This is a genomic window from Hassallia byssoidea VB512170 (genome assembly GCF_000817785.2).
GTDB lineage: Bacteria > Cyanobacteriota > Cyanobacteriia > Cyanobacteriales > Nostocaceae > Hassallia > Hassallia carrinoi.
In genome coordinates this window covers 11,876-35,183 of the sequence record NZ_JTCM02000021.1, presented here as the reverse complement: position 1 = coordinate 35,183, position 23,308 = coordinate 11,876, and the positions used below count along the sequence as shown (strand labels likewise).

The 23,308-nt window shown below is 42.0% G+C and carries 17 protein-coding genes; 11 read left to right on the top strand and 6 right to left on the bottom strand.

All coding sequences use genetic code 11. From position 1 onward, the window contains the following. Positions 1-27: 27 nt before the first annotated feature. Positions 28-3,048, bottom strand: a complete 3,021-nt coding sequence (pruA, locus tag PI95_RS12160; protein WP_039747831.1) for an L-glutamate gamma-semialdehyde dehydrogenase — start codon at positions 3,046-3,048, stop codon at positions 28-30. Positions 3,049-3,365: 317 nt separating this feature from the next. On the opposite strand from pruA, the gene PI95_RS12155 reads away from it, so the two are divergent. From PI95_RS12155 to PI95_RS12140, 4 genes are all read left to right on the top strand, one after another. Next, a complete protein-coding gene (locus tag PI95_RS12155; RefSeq protein ID WP_039747830.1) occupies positions 3,366-4,181 on the top strand; it encodes a Uma2 family endonuclease in 816 nt (271 codons plus the stop codon). A gap of 89 nt (positions 4,182-4,270) precedes the next feature. After that, complete coding sequence (locus PI95_RS12150; RefSeq protein WP_039747829.1) at positions 4,271-5,881, top strand: tetratricopeptide repeat-containing S1 family peptidase; 1,611 nt, start codon at positions 4,271-4,273, stop codon at positions 5,879-5,881. A gap of 379 nt (positions 5,882-6,260) precedes the next feature. Further along, entirely contained in the window at positions 6,261-6,518 is a 258-nt protein-coding gene (locus PI95_RS12145; protein ID WP_039747828.1) for a hypothetical protein, read from the top strand. A gap of 46 nt (positions 6,519-6,564) precedes the next feature. After that, positions 6,565-8,340 carry a serine protease gene (locus tag PI95_RS12140; RefSeq protein WP_052325234.1) on the top strand — a complete coding sequence of 592 codons (1,776 nt, stop codon included), beginning with the start codon at positions 6,565-6,567 and terminating at the stop codon, positions 8,338-8,340. 123 nt (positions 8,341-8,463) lie between these two features. On the opposite strand, the gene PI95_RS12135 is transcribed toward PI95_RS12140, so the two are convergent. Then, the gene (locus PI95_RS12135) at positions 8,464-9,318 is read right to left on the bottom strand and encodes an HIT family protein (RefSeq protein ID WP_039747827.1); all 855 of its coding nucleotides are present in this window, start codon (positions 9,316-9,318) and stop codon (positions 8,464-8,466) included. Positions 9,319-9,554: 236 nt separating this feature from the next. Here PI95_RS12135 and PI95_RS12130 point away from each other — a divergent pair, with 236 nt between their 5' ends. After that, the gene (locus PI95_RS12130) at positions 9,555-10,343 is read left to right on the top strand and encodes an ABC transporter permease (RefSeq protein WP_039747826.1); all 789 of its coding nucleotides are present in this window, start codon (positions 9,555-9,557) and stop codon (positions 10,341-10,343) included. Positions 10,344-10,569: 226 nt separating this feature from the next. Continuing rightward, positions 10,570-13,017 carry a bifunctional serine/threonine-protein kinase/ABC transporter substrate-binding protein gene (locus tag PI95_RS12125; RefSeq protein ID WP_163518831.1) on the top strand — a complete coding sequence of 816 codons (2,448 nt, stop codon included), beginning with the start codon at positions 10,570-10,572 and terminating at the stop codon, positions 13,015-13,017. Between the two features lie 11 nt (positions 13,018-13,028). Here PI95_RS12125 and PI95_RS12120 read toward each other — a convergent pair whose 3' ends face one another. The 3 genes from PI95_RS12120 to PI95_RS12110 form a co-directional block, all read right to left on the bottom strand. Then, positions 13,029-13,889, bottom strand: a complete 861-nt coding sequence (locus tag PI95_RS12120) for a GDSL-type esterase/lipase family protein (RefSeq protein ID WP_039747824.1) — start codon at positions 13,887-13,889, stop codon at positions 13,029-13,031. Positions 13,890-14,245: 356 nt separating this feature from the next. Continuing rightward, positions 14,246-15,964 carry a serine/threonine protein kinase gene (locus PI95_RS12115; protein ID WP_039747823.1) on the bottom strand — a complete coding sequence of 573 codons (1,719 nt, stop codon included), beginning with the start codon at positions 15,962-15,964 and terminating at the stop codon, positions 14,246-14,248. 94 nt (positions 15,965-16,058) lie between these two features. Then, positions 16,059-16,898, bottom strand: coding sequence for an alpha/beta fold hydrolase (locus tag PI95_RS12110; protein ID WP_039747822.1), 840 nt, complete (start codon positions 16,896-16,898; stop codon positions 16,059-16,061). 157 nt (positions 16,899-17,055) lie between these two features. Between PI95_RS12110 and PI95_RS12105 the strand changes: the two genes are divergently transcribed. Further along, the gene (locus PI95_RS12105; RefSeq protein ID WP_039747821.1) at positions 17,056-17,601 is read left to right on the top strand and encodes an NADPH-dependent FMN reductase; all 546 of its coding nucleotides are present in this window, start codon (positions 17,056-17,058) and stop codon (positions 17,599-17,601) included. A 100-nt stretch (positions 17,602-17,701) separates the two neighbouring features. Here PI95_RS12105 and PI95_RS12100 read toward each other — a convergent pair whose 3' ends face one another. Further along, positions 17,702-18,814: a ferrochelatase gene (locus tag PI95_RS12100; RefSeq protein ID WP_039747819.1), complete on the bottom strand. Its 1,113-nt coding sequence runs from the start codon at positions 18,812-18,814 to the stop codon at positions 17,702-17,704. 252 nt (positions 18,815-19,066) lie between these two features. Between PI95_RS12100 and PI95_RS12095 the strand changes: the two genes are divergently transcribed. From PI95_RS12095 to ilvB, 4 genes are all read left to right on the top strand, one after another. Beyond that, a complete protein-coding gene (locus PI95_RS12095) occupies positions 19,067-19,630 on the top strand; it encodes a hypothetical protein (protein WP_039748875.1) in 564 nt (187 codons plus the stop codon). 212 nt (positions 19,631-19,842) lie between these two features. Continuing rightward, positions 19,843-21,102 carry an MFS transporter gene (locus PI95_RS12090; protein ID WP_039747816.1) on the top strand — a complete coding sequence of 420 codons (1,260 nt, stop codon included), beginning with the start codon at positions 19,843-19,845 and terminating at the stop codon, positions 21,100-21,102. 30 nt (positions 21,103-21,132) lie between these two features. Continuing rightward, entirely contained in the window at positions 21,133-21,282 is a 150-nt protein-coding gene (locus tag PI95_RS12085; RefSeq protein WP_236117041.1) for a hypothetical protein, read from the top strand. A 72-nt stretch (positions 21,283-21,354) separates the two neighbouring features. Continuing rightward, a complete protein-coding gene (gene ilvB, locus PI95_RS12080) occupies positions 21,355-23,244 on the top strand; it encodes a biosynthetic-type acetolactate synthase large subunit (protein WP_039747813.1) in 1,890 nt (629 codons plus the stop codon). Positions 23,245-23,308: the final 64 nt, after the last annotated feature.

Sequence of the window (23,308 nt, the reverse complement as noted above, 5' to 3'; positions counted from 1 at the left end):
ATGAGGTGGGGAAACCCCACCCCTAGATTAATCTGCACCCTCAATCGGTGCAAAACCTTGACGTTGAATATTTTCCGTTATTGTGCGCGGTTCCAAGAATTGTAACAGGTAATCTGGTCCTCCAGCCTTAGAACCCACCCCCGAAAGCTTAAAACCACCAAACGGTTGACGGGCAACGATCGCACCTGTAATATTGCGATTAACGTACAAATTCCCGACTTCAAACTCTGACTGCGCTTGTTCAATGTGCGAAGGAGTTCTTGAATAAAGTCCTCCAGTCAAAGCATAATTTGTCCCATTCGCAACTTCCAACGCTTCCTCAAAATCCTTCACGCGAATTACCGCAACAACTGGACCAAAAATCTCTTGTTGAGCAATTGTTGAATCTGGCGATACTTCACTAAATATCACAGGTCCGATAAAATAGCCATTATCGGGCGCTGGCATTTCCAAAGCAGCTTTTGCTTCAGCGTGTCCTTTTTCAATATACTCGCGGATGCGATCGCGTGCCGCAGCATCAATACATGGTCCGACTTGAGTACTTGGTAACTCAGCCTCGCCAATATTCAACGATTTTGTCGCTTCGACAAAGCGCTCCACAAAGGTATTATAAATCGGTTCAACCACAATTACACGCGAACAAGCAGAACATTTTTGTCCGCTGTAACCAAACGCCGATTGGACAACTCCCAAAACAGCCGCGTCTAAATCAGCACTTTCATCCACAACAATCGCATTCTTGCCTCCCATCTCCGCAATTACCCGTTTCATATGCTTTTGACCGGGTTTGAGAATTGCCGCTTCTGCGTAAATTCGACAACCTACTTCTTGCGAACCTGTAAAAGCGATGACATGAGTATCAACATGATTCACCAAATAAGCGCCGACTTGCGAACCCTTACCCGGAACGTATTGAAAAACACCTTTAGGTATTCCCGCTTCAACCAAGACTTCTGTAAGTTTAGCGGCAATTACAGAAGAAGTTTCCGCCGGTTTGAGAAGCGTGCAATTACCCGCAACCAAAGCAGCAACAGTCATTCCGCAAGCGATCGCCAAAGGAAAATTCCAAGGCGAAATCACCACCGCAATTCCTCGTGGTTGGTAAATATAACGATTATTTTCCCCCGGAACGTCGTAATTAACACCTTTATCCAACCGTTCCATCTCATCCGCATAGTAGCGACAAAAATCTATCGCCTCAGAAACCTCCGCATCCGCTTCCCGCACAGGCTTACCGACTTCCAAAACAATCCAAGCGGAAAACTCAGCGCGGCGTTGTTCCATCAAATCCCCAGCTTTCCGCAAAATCTCCGCACGTCGCTTCACCGGAGTTTTCCTCCAAGCAGGAAAAGCAGATTTAGCAGCTTTCATCGCTTCTTCTGCTTGTTCCACACTCAGAAGCCCAATTTTCCCAACTATTTCGCTAAAATTCGACGGATTAACAGAATCAACAAAATCCTGAGTTTGGACATACTCCCCATTCACCAAAGGTAAATAAGTCTTGCCAAACTGCCGACGCACATCTTGTAAAGCTTGCTGAGAAAGCTTTATTGCTTTTTCCTCAGCATAATCCGTATCAGCCACACCAGCAAAACCCTCCTCCTCTTCTTTGCGCCTCTGCGCGGCAGTCGCTACAAACTCCTCCACCCCCGCAACGCGCTGCCTTGCCTTTGCGTGAGACAATTCTAAATTAGGCGCAGCAATTAACTCCTCAACCGGGCGATTTTCCATATTTTGCCGCAAAAACGAACTATTTGCCGTATTTTCCAACAAACGGCGAATTAAATACGCCATTCCCGGCAACAACTCCCCATAAGGACAGTAAACTCGAACTCGATAACCTCTATCAACCAACGCTGAAGCTAGTTTATCACCCATACCGTAGAGAACTTGCATTTCAAAGCAACGCCGGGGGACATTTAAACTTTCAGCTATAGCGATCGCTCTGGCTTGCGATCGTACATTATGACTACCAATAGCAGCATACACATATTCATGATTCTCCAGCAACAACTGCGTTATCGTTTCAAAATTCGCATCCGTTGCTGCCTTATCATTGTAAACTGGTTGTTGCCAGTGTTTTTGTGCAGCTTTAATTGTTTCCTGATCCCAATACGCGCCTTTCACCAAACGAATTGTAATCGGATAACCGCGCTGTTTTGCCCAGGCAATCAAGTTACGTGCATCTTCCTCACTGTCACGCAGATACGCTTGAATTGTCATCCCAATATCTGTGCGTTGCTTAAACTCGTCTTCCAGCAAGATTTTTTTCAAGATGCTAAAAGTTAAGTTTTTATAAGCGTACTGTTCCATATCAAAGTGAACAGCAGCACCCAACTCTTTCGCACGACGTAACAAAGTACGAATCCGCGAACTTACTCGCTCTTCACTACCTATAGCATCTAACGGGTCAAATTGCGAATAAAACGCGGTTAACTTTACAGAAACCTGGACTTTTGCCACATCAGCTTCATCAATTGCCGGAACTTTATTCCAACTCTTAGATGCTTCTACAAGTTGTTGCATCAATTCCAAATAACGGTCAAGATAAAACTGCGCTTCAGTTTCAGTAATTACCGCTTCACCCAGCAAATCAATGGTGAAAGCCATTTTTTCTTTACGCAGTTTCTCAACAGTTTTAATGACTTGTTTAATATTTTCCCCAGAAATATATTTATGCGCTAGAGTTTCAACCGCTGTCCCGACGGTTGTCGCAGCAACTTGTCCCGGCATAGAATCAGGGTTAGCAAAGTTTAGCATTCCTTTGAGAGCAGCCGGTAACTCTACAGATTCATCTCCCAAATATTCTTGCAAATGCGCGGCGATTTCTGCTTTACTGTGTAAAGCGGGTAAAGTATCGATAAAGCGAAATAGCTGCACCCGCAATCCAGGATTGCTCATCGCCCAAGCTAGCAATTTATCATCCCAGCGCATTTGATCGCGCAGAGAAGCGAAGAAAGAGCGATTTTCTTGCGTCGCTGCTAAAAGCTGTTTGGCGATTTCTTGAGTTTTCGCTTCGTAAGTGCTTTTTTCTACTTGTAATACCACTGATGACAGACTCCAGTTTTAAGGCGAGGCTTTTTTAGCAAAGCGTATATTTTCTATTTTGACTCTTGGATTCTGTGAATACCACATGTATATGAAATTCACGAGTGATGCAAATAGTCAAGGCTCATAAGGAAGAGAATCGCGAAAATCACAAAAGAAGACTCTGCGTAACTTTGTCTTGAAAAGTTGTTCATGGGGGAAACCCCCAAGACCACACTTTTCGCTGCGCTAACCTTAGCGTTCCTCTGCGTTGAAAAAAGCTACGAAAAAACCTCACGCCGATAAAATAAAAGCAATTCCACAAAAAGGCAGCATTTATGGCAACCCAAATCGGTGAAGGAAAATCTTTGACTGAACTGGTAATTTCTTGGGAAGCTTTACCAGAAGATTTTCAACTTGAGGATAAACCTGTGGAAAATACATCACAACCAGTTTTAGCTGGTGCTTTGCGTGAAATTTTAGAACTTGCAGGATTTATTCAACCTCAAATGTTGATTGCGTCAAACTTTGCTCTTTGCGCTACTTTAAATGGACAATTTATCGCGAAAGCACCTGATTGGATTTATGTTGCAACTGTTAATCAAAATTTAGGAGAACGCAAAAGCTATACACCGAATTTAGAAGGTGATATTCCCGCAATTGTGATGGAATTTATTTCCGATAGCGATGGAGGAGAATATTCAGTTAAACGAACTTATCCCCCTGGAAAATGGTTTTTCTACGAGCAAATTCTCAAAGTTCCCATTTACATAATTTTTGACCCAAATGGGGGGTTATTAGAATTTTACCAACTCGAAAATGGACGATATGAATTGCAGCAACCTAATTCTGATGGACTTCATTGGATTGATTCAATGAGGTTATTTTTAGGGACTTGGCAAGGAACAAAAGAAGCTAGAACGGGTTACTGGTTGCGCTGGTGGGATGAGTCAGGTAATTTGTTGCCGTGGGCAGTAGAAAGGGTAGAACAAGAAAGCCAACGCGCTGAACAAGAACGCCAACGTGCTGAACAAGAACGCGATCGCGCTGAACAAGAAAGCCAACGCGCTGAACAAGAACGTCAGCAGAAAGAAAAACTTATTGCCTATTTGCAATCTCAAGGCATCGATCCTGATACTTTATTATCAGAGTAAATCGATTCCAAATATTGTAGAGACGTTCCGATGAAACGTCTCTACGATGGTTGTAATCTTTTTATTAGTATTAATTAAACAGACATAATATGAAATATTATTACGCGCTTTCACCTGCGGTAATTGGTGTATCGATAGTATTAATATCGCAAGTTGCACTAGGATTATCTGCACAAGAGGTAGAACAGATTGGTAAAGAAATTACCGTGCGGATTGTTGATGCTCAAAATCCGAGTATTGCAGGTTCGGGAGTAATTATCAAGCGTGCTGGCAATACTTACACTGTGCTGACGGCATATCATGTGGTGAAAGCTGCGACAAAATATCAAATTATCTTGCCTTCTTTGCAAAGTTATGCAGTTAATAATATCAAACCTTTAGATAAAGAAGGTGACTTGGCGATCGCCTCCTTTAGCAGTAGCAACAGTTATAAAGTCGCGAAAATCGGCGATTCTGACAAAGCGACGCGAACTACTACTGTTTATGTAGCTGGATATCCCGCGAAGTCAGCAAGTATTAGCAACCCCGATTATTTTCTCAATAAAGGACAGGTAAACGCTAACGGTGCAGCACAACGTGAAGGTTACAACATCCTTTATGATAACGTAACGCGAAAAGGTATGAGCGGCGGTGCGGTGTTGAATGAACAAGGGGAACTGATAGCAATTCACGGTAGGGCAGATGAGGAAAGTATCACAGAAAAAAGCGAGAGTAAGATAATTACAGGTTTAGGCACTACTATTTATTCAGCATTGCGGCAGTTGATCGCGGTGGGGGTGGATGTGGGAGTGCGTCCACCGAGTATAAATGTTGCTGCTGCACCGAAAGCTGATGACTTCTTTATTAAAGCCGATCAAAAGTATCGGGATAAAGACTTTAAAGGGGCGATCGCAGACTACACAGAGGCAATTCGCCTTAATCCCAACTACGCCGATGCCTACAACGACCGGGGTATAGTCCTTCATGAATTAAAAGACTTGCAAGGGGCTGTTGCTGATTACAACTCTGCTATTAAGATTAATCCCAACTATGCCGAAGTCTACAACAACCGGGGTGTTGCCCGCAAAGATTTAAAAGACTTGCAAGGGGCTGTTGCTGATTACACCCAAGCTATCAAGATTAATCCCAACTATGCGATCGCTTACTATAACCTGGGTCTAGTCCGCAAAGAATTAAAAGACTTGCAAGGAGCGATCGCTGATTACACCCAAGCTATCAAGATTAATCCCAACTATGCTTTAGCTTACAATAACCGGGGTGTTGTCCGCTATGATTTAAATGACTTGCAAGGAGCTGTTGCTGATTACAACTCTGCCCTCTTAATTAATCCCAACTATGCTCAAGCTTACTATAACCTGGGTGTTGTCCGCTATGATTTAAAAGACTTGCAAGGAGCTGTTGCTGATTACAACTCTGCCCTGACGATTAATCCCAACTATGCGATCGCTTACAATAACCGGGGTAATGCCCGCAAAGATTTAAAAGACTTGCAAGGGGCTGTTGCTGATTATAACTCTGCCCTGACGATTAATCCCAACTTTGCCGAAGCCTACGGCAACCGGGGTCTAGTCCGCTATCAGTTGGGAGATAAGCAAGGGGCAATTAATGATTTACAAAAAGCGGCTGAACTATTTCAACAACAAGGAAGAACTGCTGATTACCAAAAAGCGTTGGAGGTAATTAGAAAGATTCAGCAGTAGGTTTAGGATGATGGGGAAGAAGGCGATCTGAAAAAGCGTTAAAAGTAGGGTAGTTGTAGTGCGATCGCTTACCCTACCCCGTAGGAAAGGTGCGGTTTGCAATTGAATCCAATACACTCTGACCTCTCCCTGACTTTGCCTTGCGGCAAAGTCGTCCCTCCCCTACAAGGGGAGGGAGAATTTTCCCCCCTTCCCGCATCGGGAAGGGGGGTAGGGGGGTTAGGTCTGTATTTGATGCAAGCGAGTCGTTACCAATAAGGTCGTCCCTCCCCTACAAGGGGAGGGAGAATTTCCCCCCTTCCCGCATCGGGAAGGGGGGTAGGGGGGTTAGGTCTGTATTTGATGCAAGCGAGTCGTTACCAATACATAAGCTGTCGTTATGAAAATCAAAGCTGTCGTTACCAACGCTCTTTGCTTTACTTATGAAACAGAAGCTGTCGTTACCAACCCTCAAGTTGTCGTTATGAAAACAGAAGCGATCGCCCTTGTGTGCGGTTTTCATTCTGCCCCAGACCATCCCAGGGCAAAATATCTAGAAAACCAACACGAGGGCGATCGCTTATTTATACCAAACTGCGATAATGCTATAACTCTGATGTTATCTTTACACGCTCGCCTATTTCTTGCCAAAATATGATTTCTTTGCACCCGATATCACAAAATTACAAAACTAGATTAATCAAATGAAATATTACTACGCTCTTTCACCTGTATTAATCGGCGCATCAATCGTATTGGTATCGCAAGCCGCACTAGCCATATCTGCACAAGAAGTAGAAAAGATTGGCAGAGAAATCACCGTGCGAATTGTTGACAGTCAAAACCCCGGTAATTCCGGTTCGGGTGTTATTATCAAACGTGCTGGTAATTCTTACACCGTCCTCACTGCTTATCATGTGGTGAAAGACGCAAAACAATATCAAATATTTAGCCCTGACAAACAAAGCTATGCAATTAACATTGCCAAACGCTTGCAAGATGTTGACTTAGCGGTTGTTGAGTTTAGCAGCAACAAAAGTTACAGCGCAGCGAAAATTGGCAATTCCGATCGCGTGACGCGCACAACAACAGTTTATGTGGCTGGATTTCCGGCAAAAACTTCAGCAATCACTAACCCGGAATATAGTTTGATTAAAGGACAGGTAAGTGCTAACGCTTCGCCACAGCGTGATGGTTATAACTTAGCTTACAGCGTACCGACTTCATCCGGGATGAGTGGCGGTCCTGTATTAAATGAGCAGGGTGATGTTGTCGGCGTTCACGGTAGAGGTGTAAGCGATCGCTCCGAAACAAATCAGCAGCAACTTGTGATTGCTGGAGGTTTGGGAACTGATATTAACACGGCTTTGCGGCAAATAGCATCTATCGGAATCGATATTGGTGTGCGTGCGCCAAGTACTATTGCGACTGCGCCAAAAGAGGATGATTTATTTATCAAAGCCAATCAAAAGTATTTAAATAGAGATTATGTAGGTGCAATCAATGATTTAACTGAGGCAATTCGCCTTAATCCCAATTATGCTGAAGCTTACGCAGCACGCGGTAATATTCGCGCCCAATTGTATGACAGCCAAAAAGCAATAGCCGATTACACCGAAGCCATTCGCCTCAATCCCAACTACGCCCCAGCTTATCTTTATCGAGGAAATCTACTCCTTTCGGGAAATGAAGATGCAGCATTGAATGATTTTAAGCAATTCCAACAATTCGATGCTGAATCTGCTCAGAAAGAAGGCTTAAAAATAGTTAAACAAATAGCTGGAATCATCAAATATATTGATTCTATATCTGAATCATATTTCAAGCAAATGCGAGCAGCTACTGTATTAGCTCCTAAGAATGATGAAGTTTGGTCTATGTTAGGTATTTTATACTTAAAAAACAAGCAATATGATAATGCGATCGCTGCTCTTGATCGGGCAAAATCTCTTAACCCAAAAAACGGCGATGTTTTATTTGCTTTAGCTTCAGTTTACTTGCAACAACAAAACGACAAAGCTGCTGCCGAATCTTTAGAAGCGGGTTTAAAATTCAAACCAAATGAAGCTGGGTCATTGTTTAGTTTGGGAGTAGTTTACCACAGACAAGGTAAATTATCCGAAGCAATTACCCAGTATCAAAAAGCCAGCGCTCAAAATGCAACATCCTCGCAAATATCATTAAATTCTCTGAACAACATCGGCTTAATCAAATACGAACAGGGCAATATTGCAGGAGCAATGAGACAATGGCAAGCTGTTGTAGAAACCAATCCTTATCTACCAAACCCAGAAAGCCAATTTGCTCTTGCGGTGGCGTTATATAGTCAAGGCGATCGCCAACAAAGTCAAAAGTTAGCAGAAACAGCAATTCGTCGGGATAGACGTTATGAAAATGTAGAATTTCTCAAGCAAAATCTCTGGGGCGATCGCTTGCTTGCAGATACGAGAAAATTCCTAGAATACCTAGAAAAACGATAATTGTATATTCTGCCAAAATCAGCTATGACAAAGACTTTGAATCATAAATTAGAGTGCGATCGCCTCCGGCGGGCGCTTTGCGCGATCGCGCTTACTTTCAATACAATCGCTACAACCTACAAACTATTTTATTTTCGGAATCACATTTCTCATCCCACCTTTAGCACCGACGGTATCACTTTTGTAACGAGGGATGATATGAATACTCGCGTGCATTATATTTTGACCCGCATCTCGATTAATGTTCATCCCCACATTAAAACCATCAGGTTGAAATTTTTGGGTGAGAATTTCTTGTACTTTATTAACCATCAGCCAGCAAGCAGATTGCTCTTTCAATGGTAGCTCAAAATAATTACTGACATGCCGTTTGGGGATAACCAAAACATGACCTTTATTTACAGGATAACCATCAAACATTGCATAAGCTGTGGCAGATTCGGTTAAGAAACTTAAATGTGTATAAGGATTACAAAATATACAATTATTGGTTGAGTTTCTTTGGCGATTATAATGAATATACTCGTACACTTCACAGTTATCGTCTAATTTAATGGAATTAAAGGGAAGTTTTACAGTACACTGATAGGTAGGTTTTTTATGGATATAATGTTCTCGAAAACCTTCTCTTTTTATATCCCTTCTCACGGCATAATACGCTTTGCCTCCCGGTTTTAATAGGTGCGATACTCCCATGAGGACATTTGCTTGTTCTTCGGGAAACAAAACATTTAAAACATAAAAGCAAATTATTGTATCGAATTTTTCATCAGGATGTTCTGGAAAATAATAAGGATCGTATCCTGTAATATCAAAACCTTTTTGTTGTAATAATTTAACATCATTACCAAAGCCACAACCAAAATCTAATATTTTACCTTTCAGCAGGTTTTTTTCCAATAAAAACTTTGCCGGAAATGATAGGTAAATTCTTTCTATTGCAGTGAGGTGACTGAATTTGTTTTTTTGCTTTTGCATAGACACATAAATTTTCGGCGATTAAACGCACTTCAGGTGAGACGCTTTGCTTTTGATACAAACAGGATATTTTAAGATATGCACTATTAAATATTTTTAGCTCAGTACAAATACGGAAATAATCTGAGATTTGTCAGACAGCGAAAAAAGCGATCGCTCTTATTGATTTCAGCAAGCGATCGCAGTACCTAACAGATAAACTGTTTAATAATAAAGATGCTACCCTCAAAAGTAAAATGAAAAAAATTATTAAAAAAGCCCTAACTTTGCTTTCAGTGTATTACGCCTACATGCTTGAATATCGAGCCGAATCAATTTTATGGGTTCTTGCCGGCTCTTTGCCGATTATTTTGATGGGTGTTTGGATACAAGCAGCGCAAAATGGAAATTTCGGTTTGACACCAGTGGATTTTGCGCGTTACTTTCTGGCAGTTTTTTTAGTTAGGCAATTTACAGTTGTTTGGGTAATTTGGGAGTTTGAAAGGCAAGTAGTAGAAGGCAAACTTTCGCCACGATTGTTACAACCACTCGATCCAGCATGGCATTATATTAGCTCTCATCTTTCAGAAAGACTTGCGCGGACGCCGTTTACTTTATTCTTGGTGATATTGTTTTTTGTACTTTATCCTCAGACTTTTTGGTTGCCGAGTTTTGCTAACTTGGTGTTGTTTGCAGTGTCGGTAATGTTAGCTTTTGCTTTGCGATTTGTGATTCAATACACTTTAGCAATGTTCGCTTTTTGGACAGAACGAGCTAGCGCATTAGAAAATTTTTGGTATTTATTTTATTTATTTTTATCGGGAATGATTGCACCTTTGGAAGTTTTTCCGGAACCTGTGAGAGCGATCGCGCTTTTAACACCTTTTCCTTATTTAATTAATTTTCCCGCAAGTCTTTTAGTTGGGCTACCTGTAGATGTAACGCGGGGATTTTTGACAATGATTGGTTGGTTTTTGGTGTTTTTGGGTGTAAATCGCTTACTGTGGCGTCGGGGATTAAAGCAGTATTCTGGAATGGGAGCGTGAAAACTTGAAAATTAAGCGTTTTTGCCTAATTCTGTGACAACGGAACGTCTTTACTCGTAGTGGGCAATGCGCGTGCCCAATATAAGCGATCTTCTCGCTTACTACGGGTAAAATAATGTATATATTTATATGAAAATTCCCAAAATACATAGATGATTTTTTTATTATTTGCCGTGTCACAGCCTAGATAAAATGCCTTATTATACAGAAATCATACTCAGCTCAAATGAAAATTTACTGCACTAATCCTAACTGCCGATATCCGGAAAACGAAGTCCCTGATGAGTTCCGCAATCTTAGGAACCACCAGCAGAGATACTGTAGTAGCTGTGGAATGACTTTAATTTTGAAGACTCGTTACCTACCCAAAGAGCAAATAGGTTGGGGAGGATTTGGCAAGACGTTTAAAGCATGGGATGCTCACCTTCAGCAGCAGTGTGTTGTCAAGCAGTTGCAGCCGAGAAATACTAATAGAAATCCTTTTTCACAGTCGGAGCTTGAATCGATAAAAAAGTCTTTTGAGGAAGAGGCAAGAGCTTTGAGAGATATCAAGCACGAACAAATTCCTCAACTGTATGATTACTTTGAATTGCCAGCACCTTCTGATTCCCAAGAAGAATTCCGCAAAGAATTATTTTATTTAGTGCAAGAATATGTCCAAGGTGAAACTTTGGATAAGGAACTTAACAACAAAGGTCGATTTTCAGAACCTGAAGTTGTGCAGGATTTAGGACAACTCCTGAACGTACTCAAGTACATACATGAAAAAAGACAAGTTATTCATAGGGATATCAAGCTTTCTAATATCATTCGTCACGAAAATGGAACGCTTTATTTAATAGATTTTGGTGCTGCGGTGAAGCGGAAATTAGAGCCAAAAATACCTGTTGAGCAATCAATGGCAATGGGAACTCCGATATTTGCACCACCAGAGCAACTAGCTGGTAAAGGAATATTTTTTTCATCAGATTTATATTCTTTAGCTGCAACCTGCATTTGTTTGCTTACAGGTAGAAATGTAAATGAGCTTTGGAATCAAAATAGGTGGATTTGGAGAGAATACGTTAATGTAAACGACAATCTGGCAGAGATTTTAGATCGGATGTTGTCATATCAACCAGAGGATCGTTATGAGTCTGCTGAACAAGTAATTACTGCTCTTTCTGGGCAAACATCGCTAAATCCAAATTCAAAGCCTTCGGGTGCTAGGGAAAAATCTCAAGAATTTGATTTTACCACAATTCGCGATAGTACAAGTTATTCTTTGAGGCTGAATCGGCTGATTAAGAAACTCTTTTTGCCTATTGGATTAGTTTTATTAGGAAGCGCGATCGCACTTTTAATCAACTGGTCGCTACACCCCCCTATTTGTGATTTCCAAAAGAAATCGGGCTTTAGCTGCGGTGAGGCAATTTTGATTCCCCAAAATCCGAGAATTGCTGAGGCAATTTTTGCCAACAAGATAAGAGGAAGCACTGCATTTGGGCAAGGAGATTTCAACCAAGCTATTGTATATTTGAAAAAATACCTTGCTTCTAATCAAAATGACCCAGAAGCACGAATTTATCTAAACAATGCTAAAGCAGCTATGGCAAAAAATCCTCTAAAAATTGCCGCTGCTGTTCCAATTATTGACGATCAGCTTAATGGGTCAAATGACATTGCCGAACAAATGTTGCGCGGATTTGCTCACGTTCAAGATAATTTTAATCAGAATCAGGGGATTGACGGAAGACTGTTGTTTCTGGAAATTGTGAGTACAGGTTGGCAGAAAAATAAAATTAAGCAAATAGCTGATGCGATCGCTAGCAAAGAAAATATCTTAGGAGTCATTGGTTATTATACCAGCGATAGTATACAAGAAGCAGCACCATCTTATGACGGAAAAATGGTAGTTATATCTCCTACGAGTACTGCTGTTAGAGATTCTGCTTTTAAATTAAATAACTACATTTTTCGCGTATCTCCAGATAACTCTGCCGCAGCTGAAAAACTAGTTAAATTTATGGTACGTCAAAATCTGATAAAAACAGCTATTTTTTATGAACCTAATGAATCATTTGCTGCATCTTTAAAGAAAGAATTTGAAAATGTTGTCTTCAAATATAGAAGACAGCTTGTTAATGAATGTCCGGTGATTCAAAGCACTACTGAAGTCTTAAATTGTTTGCGAGAAGCAAAAGAAACTAATGCAGAAGTAATCATGTTAGCCTTTAGCGATAAAGTGTCAAGAATTGCGGCAACACTTATTATTAATCAAAGCGAAAATATCACCATACTCGGTGCAGATACTCCATATTTTGAAAGTGTCAGTCAAGCTAATATTCCAGTTGATAAACTGAGAATAGCCGTTCGCTGGCATAGAAGTAATAGTGCTAACTCTAAGTTTGAGCAGGAATCTGTGAAGCTTTGGGGAACTGGAGATGTGAACTGGCGAACTGCAATGTCTTATGATGCTACGATGGCGATGGTTGAAGCACTCAAACGCATTCAGGGTAATTATACTCGCCAGAAGCTCTACGAAGCGTTGAATGAGCGTGATTTTTCAGCCGATGGTGTGACTGCAAAAGTGGAATTTAACGATTTAGGCGATCGCAAATCATTACCCGGTATCGGTGTCTTAGTTAAAGTCGAAAATAACAGATTTATTGTCGATAAAACATCATATAACTAAGTGCCTAGATGTTAGTTTTTAGAAGTTGTCGGAATAATGGGCGTTTGCGTCCCTTGAAATACCGCTTTCAAGGCACGAGTCCACTCTTGTGCTACAAACTTATTGCCTTGATCGTTAAAGTGGAGACCGTCGTTGCTAAAAATATCGCCCTGTTTTAATCGAGCGAGTATTGAAGCGTGCATATCAAGGAAGAAGATTCGCTTGCCTTGTGCGGAAAGCTTTGTGACACGTTGCTTAAGAAATGTGTTGGCTGTAGTTTTAGTTTGATTCGCATCGACACCCTTATTTATATCCCATTTAAACGGAGGAATTGAGGCGATTACAACTTTGGCGTTGGGACGTAATAACAAGATATCATCGATAATTCCTTGAAGGGATTTTGTGAGAAAGCCTGAGGTGTTATCGCCTCGTGCATTACCACCAAAGAAATCATTAGTACCAAGCATTATCAGCACCACATCAGGCTTGGTCGTTTGAACCCATTCCCGAATGCTTCCTGGGTTTTTCTCCCATGAGGGAAGACGAATATTTGATTTCGGTTGTTGCAACACCTGCGCTGCCGACCAACCACCATGACACTCATTATCGGGGTCAGTATATGCGCCGTCTTTTTTAGTTCCTACCCAGTCTATGGTAGACCCAAATTTGGTTTGTGCTACCTCACTACGCAAAGCGGCAATGTTGTTTGCACATAAAGAGTCTCCTAAAGACATTACTTTGGTAGCTGCGGTGGCAGTTCCAACCGGAAGAAAACACAATAGTATGGCGGCTAGATTGAAGTTTGCCCACCTACAATTAGCTGTTTTTTCGCTTACGCGCTTGATACTCTTGTTTATGCTCAACAAGCAGCGAATTTGATTTTGGATAGTCATTATGTCGCCCACTGTGATTAACGCTATGAATGTTTTTAATTAAGCACACTTTTGAGTTAATAGAAAAGTTTATTCATGGTGTTAACTATCATTTTAGGAAGTTTAAGCGTCAGCAACGCAATCATGCGATCGCAAACCATTACCCGGTATCGGTGTCTTGGTTAAAGTTGAAAATAACAGGTTTGTTGTCGATAAAACATCATATAATTAACTTACTATAAATTACTCGCTACTTCTCGTTCCCATGCTCTGCATGGGAATGTCTTCCAAGAGGGCTGCTGCCTCCCAAATTATATCAGAGGCAGCAGCCCTCTAAATATGCATTCCCAGGTTGGAGCCTGGGAACGAGGAGAAGGCTACAAATTACTGGGTATCGTTTTAAATCTCTTTTCCGAACCCAGCGAATAATCCTCTAATTTAAAATCCGCAAAAGGCTTCTCCTCTAATCTATTTCTTAACGCTTCATCTAAAATCACACCTTCTGATTGTTTCTTCACACCAATAATAATAATACTTCTTTGATAAGCTGTGGAATCTTGATTTGCTTGACAATCACTCCGCTGAAATTGTCCCATATTTAACAACCGATAACCTTGCACGCTTCTCGTCTTACTAAATATTTTCTTCACTAAAAGTTGTAATTGCTGAGAACGTTCAAAAGCTCTTTTTTCTTCTACTTCTACATTACCTTCACAAGAAGCTGTGCCGACAGAGATAATTTCACTGGGATTTTCCATTATTCTCTGAATACCTTCTTCTTGTAAATTAGACTTTAAAGAGTCTAGATTAATCAGTTTATCGTTATATTTAACTTGATAACTACTGCCCAGCTGCCATTTATATTCAACTGATAAAACAGCAACGTTAAATTCAGCAACTCTGCCTTGGCTATCTTTACCTTCTTCATAAGGAAAATAATCAACTTTGCCTATTTTTTCTGGTGCTTGTCCGTAATCTTCAGGTAAAGAAGCTAATTTAGAAGAACGAGTAGCTAAGGCAACTAAACCTAATAATCCTAACGATACTAGCAACGCCGCAAATAATGCTAATAAAGGAAGCTTTTCCGGCTGCTTTTCTGGTTGCTTCTGCGGTGGTATCGTCGTAGTTGGTTGCGGTAATTGGGCAGTTTTTGGACTGACGACAATATTTACAGTCGCAATAGTTCCTGTTAATTGTTGTTCAATTGCCTCCAACCGTTTTATAATATCCTGAGCGGTAGCTGGACGCTGATTTACATCCCGCACCATCAGCGAATCAATCAAATTTAACAGTAACGGTGAGATTTGCATCGCATGATTGCGCCAATGCAATACGTTATGATGGCTGTCGTACATCTCCAAAGGATGATACCCAGTGAGCAAAAATACAAAAGTGCGTCCTAAGGCATAAAAATCTGATTGCGGTACAGCTTGAGCGTTTATTTGTTCTGGTGCGCTGTAGCCAGATGACATAATTGCTGTAATTCCCCCACCACCGCTGCTGACTTTGGCAAGGTAGGTTCTAGTAACTTCTCTGGCTGTACCAAAGTCAATTAACACTAACTGCCCATCAGGACGAATCATGATGTTAGATGGTTTTATATCTCGATGCAAATACTGTTTCGCATGTACTAGAGCTAAAATTTCTAACAACTGTCTTAACCAGGTTACAGCTTGTTCTTGAGAAATCGGTCTATTCTGCTGCTGTTTTAACCACTGTTCTAAGTTGGGACCTTCGATTTTTTCCATGACAATGCAGTGCAATACCAAGCCATTTCTGGTCTGATATTGAAAGTAACCATCCACTTTGGGAATACCCGGATGATTCAGATGTCCCAACACTGCTGCTTCTTGCTGAAATAGTTCTACAGCTTTCGCATCAGTTGATAAATCCTCTTTGAGGACTTTGAGGATTTTTGGTGTGTCTTGTTCGTATGCTTCATAAACTTTGCCAAAACCAGTTTTGTCACTCAAAAGACGCAACACCCGATAGCGTTTTAACAACTCAAGTTGGGAACCACAACTTTGACAAAAGCGGTTCTCATCGTTGTCTGGGTGGTTCGGTTTCGGGCAAACTGGATTAATACAAAAGCTCATGAATGTCGCTTCGCTCCAAGGATAAAGATTAATTTAGAATATTTTTAAATCGTAGTGAGCACTTCAGTGCTCAATCTAAGCGATGAATCGCTTACTACGAATGCCGTTTTAAGAAAGCTGCTACGGTTGAGTTAAATGCTTGACTTTCTGTCAAAAATGCCCAGTGATTACCGGGTACTTGGCAGATATCTAAGTTTGTTAGATGAGTTTTGTAAGGTTTAAGTTGCCATTGTTGACGGTTAACACCTTTTTCTGGTTGGATAAACAGAGTGGGGGTATCTATTGTAACTGTTAATCCAGGAACTCGCATGACTTCTTCAAAAATGCGATCGCGTGCGGCTATTGTAAATTTACTACCCCAACTACCATCGGCTTTTTGTTCGATTCCAGCTTGAAAGACTTGCTGCTGTAAAGAATTCCAAACAGCATATTGATTTAACTTACGCACTTGCATTTGTGCTTGTTCTAAACTGGCAAATGGTCCCATTCCTTTGAGAAATGGCAACACCCGATACAACAACGGAAATGTCAACTTGAAAAAACTCGGTATTTTCCAAATAAAAATCGGATCGACAAGAATCAGACTCCGCAAACGTGCTGGATTTTGCTTTGCCCAAATGCACGCTAGTTTACCACTCCAAGAATGCGCTACAACATGAGCTTTTGACCATCCCAAACGATCCATCAGTGCTTCTAAGTCAGCGATCGCACTCTCAAAACTATAATCTGTCTCCGGCTTGCTACTTTCACCATGACCGCGCATATCTGGAGCAACTATATGATATTCTGCCGCTAAGTAATCTCCCAAGCTTGACCAAACTACCGCGTTGTCGGCTAAACCATGTAATAGTAACAACGGTTCTTTACCTTGATTCCACTCTAAGTAAGATACTTGGATATCAGATTTCGATAAACTTTGACGTATAGGCTTCATTACATCACTTGTAGAGAGGCTTCGCGATTATATGGTACTCAATTAGAAAATTGATATTGTACACATTTTGATAATAATCGCTAAAATATATTTAGACGGAATGATTCCGACTTGCAATTAACTAAATGTTATTGAATCTATATTAGGATGTTGGGTTATGGTGAAAATTGTTGCCATTGCAGGTAGTTTAAGACCGGATTCTTACAGCCAAATGGCTTTAGAATTAGCAGCGCAAAGAGTACAAGCGCTGGGTGCAGAAGTCGAAATTTTGGATTTAAGGCAGATGAAGTTACCCTTTTGCGACGGGGGAAAAGAATATCCAGATTACCCCGATGTCAAACGGATGCAGGATGCTGTCAGTTCTGCGGATGGATTAATTTTAGCAACACCAGAATATCACGGCAGCGTCAGTGGTGTATTGAAAAATGCACTAGATTTGATGAGCTTCGATCAGTTTTCTGGTAAAGTAGCGGGATTAATTAGCGTCTTAGGAGGACAACCTAACAGCAACGCTTTAAACGATATGAGATTAATTCTCAGATGGGTTCACGCTTGGTGTATACCTGAGCAAGTAGCGATCGGACAAGTTTGGAAAGCTTTTAACGCTGAAGGTAAGTTACTAGATGATAAACTTTCTCAACGGTTTGACGAATTTGCTCAAAGTTTAGTTGAAAATACCCGCAAGTTGCGAGGCGTGAGTTAAATTGGGGAGTGGGGAATAGGGAATAGAAAGTAGGGAATGGGGAATAGAAAGTAGGGAATTTTATATTTCACCACTCCCCACTCCCCACTCCCCACTCCCTTTAATGATGATGATGATGTCCGCTGGCTAGTTGGGGATTAACTGCTGTTGCGTCCTCTGATAAGAGTTCAGCGATGTGAGGATTTGCCCATTGAGCTACCACTGCTAAAAATTCGGGATCGTCGTTGACGCAAGCCATTTGTACGTAGCCTACATCTGAATGTTTTTTCTCTAGGGCATGAATAATGTGGTGAACATCCAAGAGGGTTTCGTGATTTTCTGTAGCAAAGCCTATCGGCATAAAGATAATCACTTTCGCACCCAATTGGATGAGGTTTTTTGCAGCTTGTTCGGCATTTGGCTGCGTCCATTCAATTAAAGGTGTGTCATGGTTGAGCCAACCTACCGAGATGAGAGGATAGCGGTTAATTAACTTATCGCGTACTAAGTCGTAAAGTATCTGACTTTCGGTAATCCCGGAGGTAAAGCCTTTCGCTTTGTGGGGACAACCGTGATTCATCAAGACAATACCGATTTGAGAAGGTAGGTAAGCGTTAGCTAAGTCAGCGTTAATTTTTTCTTCAACCAGATGAGCCATCAAATCGATGTAAGCTGGTTCGTTATAGAAAGAAGGAATGTAGCGCTGTGCTTTAACCCAGTGTTCTTCACCTTCAGCTATTTGGGAAAGAGCATTGTTAACTTGCTCGATCGCTATGCCGCTGGTAAAGATAGAATCAACTACCAGTAACGGGTAAATTAGAAGTTTGTCGAAACCTTGGTTTTGAATTTCGGTTAAAACTTGGTGGGGGAGAAAAGGAGCGCAGAAGTTGAAGGCTTTGAAAACTTGAACGCGATCGCCCCATTTTTCTTGTAAATTTTTCTCAATTCCAGCGCGTTGCTTTTCAAATATGGCGTTATGTGGGGAAATAAAATCATGATGCGTGTGTCCCCATTCATGGCGATCGAATAACGCTAAAAGACGTGCCAGAGGTGGATAAATCCACGTTGGTACTGGTGCAAATTTTGCTGTCAGTAGATTTAAAGCTTGTTCGTTATAGTTAGCGAAGTCTTCATAACTTTCGACTTCGCCGTAGCCCATAAGCAATACAGCTACTCGCTCTTGACTTGATAGATGCTCGTGTTTATGATCCAGTTTTTCCGGCGTAGCAACCACGATTCAATTCCTCAATGTAACCATTTATATGGGATTTTGTTTTTCCCTTACTCGTATTTTAGTATCCTATCCAGGGGGATAGCATCTACGCAAACTTAAAAATTCAAAATATTAAATCTATAAGTGCGGTTTAATACATTTGCCTTGACTGAAAACCTAACGTTTTTAGATAGTTAAGTAAAAATGTTATATTTACGACAGTAAGAGGCACTAGGCAATAAGGGTTATGTGTAAAAAATGCTAGTTGAAAAGATGAGCATAATTATTTGCCCTGGAATTCATGAGCCAGCCTTAACGGAAAAGTTTATTTCGGGGGGGCTAGAAATATTTTCTCAAAGTAAAGAAGAAAAGGCAGTGAATATACTGAAAGTGCCCAATGATGGTTTTTCGGCGTTATCAGGATTTCATGTATTACAGGTTTTAAATAATCGCCTGGGCGATCGCCCTAAATCGCCAGTTATATTCATCAGCTTTAGTGCAGGTGTAGTTGGGGCAATAGCCGCAGCGTATTCCTGGCAAATGCTAGGTGGTGATATCAAAGCATTTATTGCTATAGATGGATGGGGAGTACCTCTGTGGGGCAGTTTCCCGATTCACAGAATGAGTCATGATTATGACACCCACTGGAGTTCTAAAATATTAGGAAGTGGGCAAGATAACTTTTACGCAGATCCACCAGTTGAGCATTTATCAATGTGGCGATCGCCCCAAACTACCCAAGGTAGATGGGTAGACTCATATGATGAAGTTTCCCCACCTAAAAGTCGCCTGACTGCGGCAGAATTTTTACAGATGCTTTTAAATCGTTATCAATAAAAATAGTCCGGAAAAAAGAGTAGGCAAATAGGAGTGAGAAATAGGGAATGGGAAATTTGAAGACGGGAAAAGGGAAAAGGGAAAAGGGGAAAGGCTAAGAAAAAAGAAATATTTCTTCCCCTGCTTCCCCTGCTTCCCCTGCTCCCCCTGCTCCCCCCACTCCCCCACACCACGCTTCCCCCATCTACCGTAGTCCTTATCCCAAATTTCTGATGTTCCCAACTGAACCTGCGGCTGTCAATAACGGGTTTAGCGCCCTGCTAAAAAATCGTGCTTTTATGCTTTTGTGGATTGGGCAACTGGTGTCCCAATTAGCAGATAAGGTTTTCTTCGTTTTGATGATTGCCCTGCTGGAATACTACCCATCTCCTGGGTTGGCGCAAAACTCCAAATACTCAACTTTGATGGTGGCGTTTACAATACCAGCAATTTTGTTCGGTTCTGCTGGTGGCATTTTTGTCGATCGCTTTCCCAAAAAGCTAATCATGGTTGGCTCTGATGTGGTACGCGGTATATTGACGCTGTGTCTGCCGTTTTTGCCACGAGAGTTTCTGATTTTGTTGATAGTCACTTTTGCCATCTCGACTGTGACGCAGTTTTTTGCCCCGGCTGAACAAGCTGCCATTCCTATAATCGTGCGCCGAGAGAATTTGTTGGCAGCTAATGCGCTGTTTAGCAGTACAATGATGGGCGCTTTAATTGTCGGCTTTGCAGTCGGAGAGCCGATGTTGAGTTGGGCAAAAGACTTATTGGGAGAAAAATATGGTCAAGAGCTTGTAGTCGGTGCATTGTACGTGTTATCGGCTATAATCATGCAGCCGATTAATTTTAAAGAAAAAAAAGCAACAGACGACGCTGAGGCGGTAATTCACCCTTGGGCTGACTTCAAACAGGGGTTGCGCTACCTGAAGAAAAACCGTTTAGTGTTGAATGCCATGTTGCAACTTGTGACTTTGTATTGCGTCTTTGCAGCTTTAATGGTATTAAGCATTAGATTAGCGGCGGAATTTGGTTTGAAAGAGAAACAATTTGGTTTTTTCTTAGCAGCTGCTGGGGTTGGTATGGTTTTGGGTGCAGCGAGTTTGGGTAACTGGGGCGAGAAATTACATGGCAAGCCTTTACCTTTAATCGGCTTTTTGATGATGGCGCTGGTTTTGGGCTTGTTTACTTTTATCAACCATTTAGCGCTGGCTTTAGGACTGTGTGCAATGCTTGGTATTGGTGCTTCTTTAATTGGCGTGCCGATGCAAACTTTAATTCAACAGCAAACTCCGCCAACAATGCTTGGTAAAGTATTTGGCTTTCAAAATCATGCTGTGAATATTGCCCTTTCTCTACCCTTAGCGATTACAGGTCCGATTACTGATGCTTTCGGCTTGCGAACTGTGCTGGTAGTAATGAGTTTTGTTGTTGCTGCTGTCGGTGTTTGGGCTTGGCAAAATACCCGCCGCGTCTTGAAAGATGTAATTTGATGGGGACAAGGGGAGAGTGGGGAGTGGGGAGTGGGGAGTGGGGAGTGGGGGGACAAGGGGACTCCTTGGAGACAAGGAGACAAGGAAGAATTTATCCGATTCCCATTCCCCATTCCCCATTCCCCATTCCCCATTCCCAATTCCCAATTACCAAATTATCGTTTGTTGACAAATTTATGAAGCTTTTCTATTAAAATGAATTCTTAACTACAGAATTTAAACATCAACTTAGTTATAGTCTGAGGTTTAAGAGTGCGATCGCCTTCCCCAATCAGTTCCCCACAAATCGAGATTCACGTTCAGCCGAATGTCTCCTCACCAATAGTCACGCCCAAGCGTGCCAGTGGTGGTTTTGCATTGCTGGACAGTTTGCGTCGTCACGGCGTTGAGTATATTTTTGGCTATCCTGGCGGTGCGATTCTGCCTATTTACGATGACTTGTATAAAGTGGAAGCCACAGGTGCAATTAAGCACATATTGGTGAGGCACGAACAAGGTGCATCCCACGCCGCCGACGGTTACGCCCGCGCTACTGGTAAGGTTGGTGTGTGCTTTGGAACATCAGGTCCGGGAGCAACTAATTTGGTAACGGGTATTGCTACCGCCTACATGGACTCAATCCCGATGGTGATTGTCACCGGACAGGTAGCAAGACCTGTAATTGGTACGGATGCATTCCAAGAAACTGATATTTACGGAATTACTTTACCTATCGTCAAGCATTCCTATGTAGTGCGCGACCCGAAAGATATGGCGCGAATTGTTGCGGAAGCGTTTCACATCGCCAGTACTGGGCGTCCGGGACCAGTTTTGATTGATGTGCCCAAAGATGTGGCGTTAGAAGAATTTGATTATGTGCCTGTGGAACCGGGTTCGGTAAAGTTACCCGGATATCGTCCCACAGTCAAGGGAAATCCGCGACAGATAAATGCAGCAATTAACTTGATTCGTGAAAGTCGCCGTCCGCTATTGTATGTGGGTGGTGGTGCGATCGCCTCAAGTGCCCACGAAGAAGTTAAGCAACTCGCAGAATTATTCAATATCCCCGTCACTACCACGTTGATGGGTATCGGGGCTTTTGACGAACATCATCCCCTAGCTTTGGGAATGTTAGGGATGCATGGCACTGCTTATGCTAACTTTGCGGTGACTGATTGTGATTTGCTAATTTGCGTTGGTGCGAGATTTGACGATCGCGTGACCGGCAAGTTAGATGAATTTGCCTCCCGCGCTAAAGTAATTCACATCGACATCGACCCGGCAGAAGTCGGTAAAAACCGCATTCCGGAAGTGCCGATTGTCGGCGATGTCCGGAATGTGTTAATTGACTTGTTGCGTCGCTGCAAGCAAACAGGTGTCACGGGGACACCCAACCAAACGCAAGAATGGCTGAATTTAGTTAACCGCTGGCGGGAAGAATATCCTTTAGTCGTGCCGCATTATCCCGACAGCATGTCACCGCAAGAGGTGATTGTGGAAATCGCCAGCCAAGCACCCCACGCCTACTACAGCACAGATGTGGGTCAACATCAAATGTGGTCAGCACAATTCCTCAAAAATGGTCCGCGTCGCTGGATTTCCAGCGCTGGCTTGGGAACGATGGGTTTTGGCTTACCTGCGGCAATGGGTGCTAAAGTGGCATTTCCCGATGAAGAAGTTATTTGTATCAGCGGTGATGCTAGTTTCCAAATGTGCTTGCAAGAATTGGGCACGCTGGCACAGTATGGCATAAATGTCAAGACATTAATTTTGAATAATGGCTGGCAGGGAATGGTGCGTCAATGGCAGCAAGCCTTTTACGGCGAGCGTTACTCATGCTCAAATATGGAAGTAGGAATGCCAGACATTGAGTTTTTGGCTAAAGCTTACGGCATAAAGGGGATGGTGATTCGCAACCGTGAAGAGTTGAAAGAAGCGATCGCCGAAATGCTAGCACACAACGGACCGGTAATCGTTGATGCGCGTGTCACCAGAGACGAAAACTGTTACCCAATGGTAGCCCCAGGCAAAAACAACGCGCAAATGGTTGGTTTGCCAAAACTTGCCCCGAAAGCTGCAATAGAACCGATTTATTGCAGCCATTGCGGTGCGAAAAACGCTTTCAATCACAACTTCTGCGCTGATTGCGGCACTAAATTGTAGAGCGGCAATCAATTAATAGTTAAATAATAGGGTGGGCAATGCTCACCCTATTTCGTTAGAATAA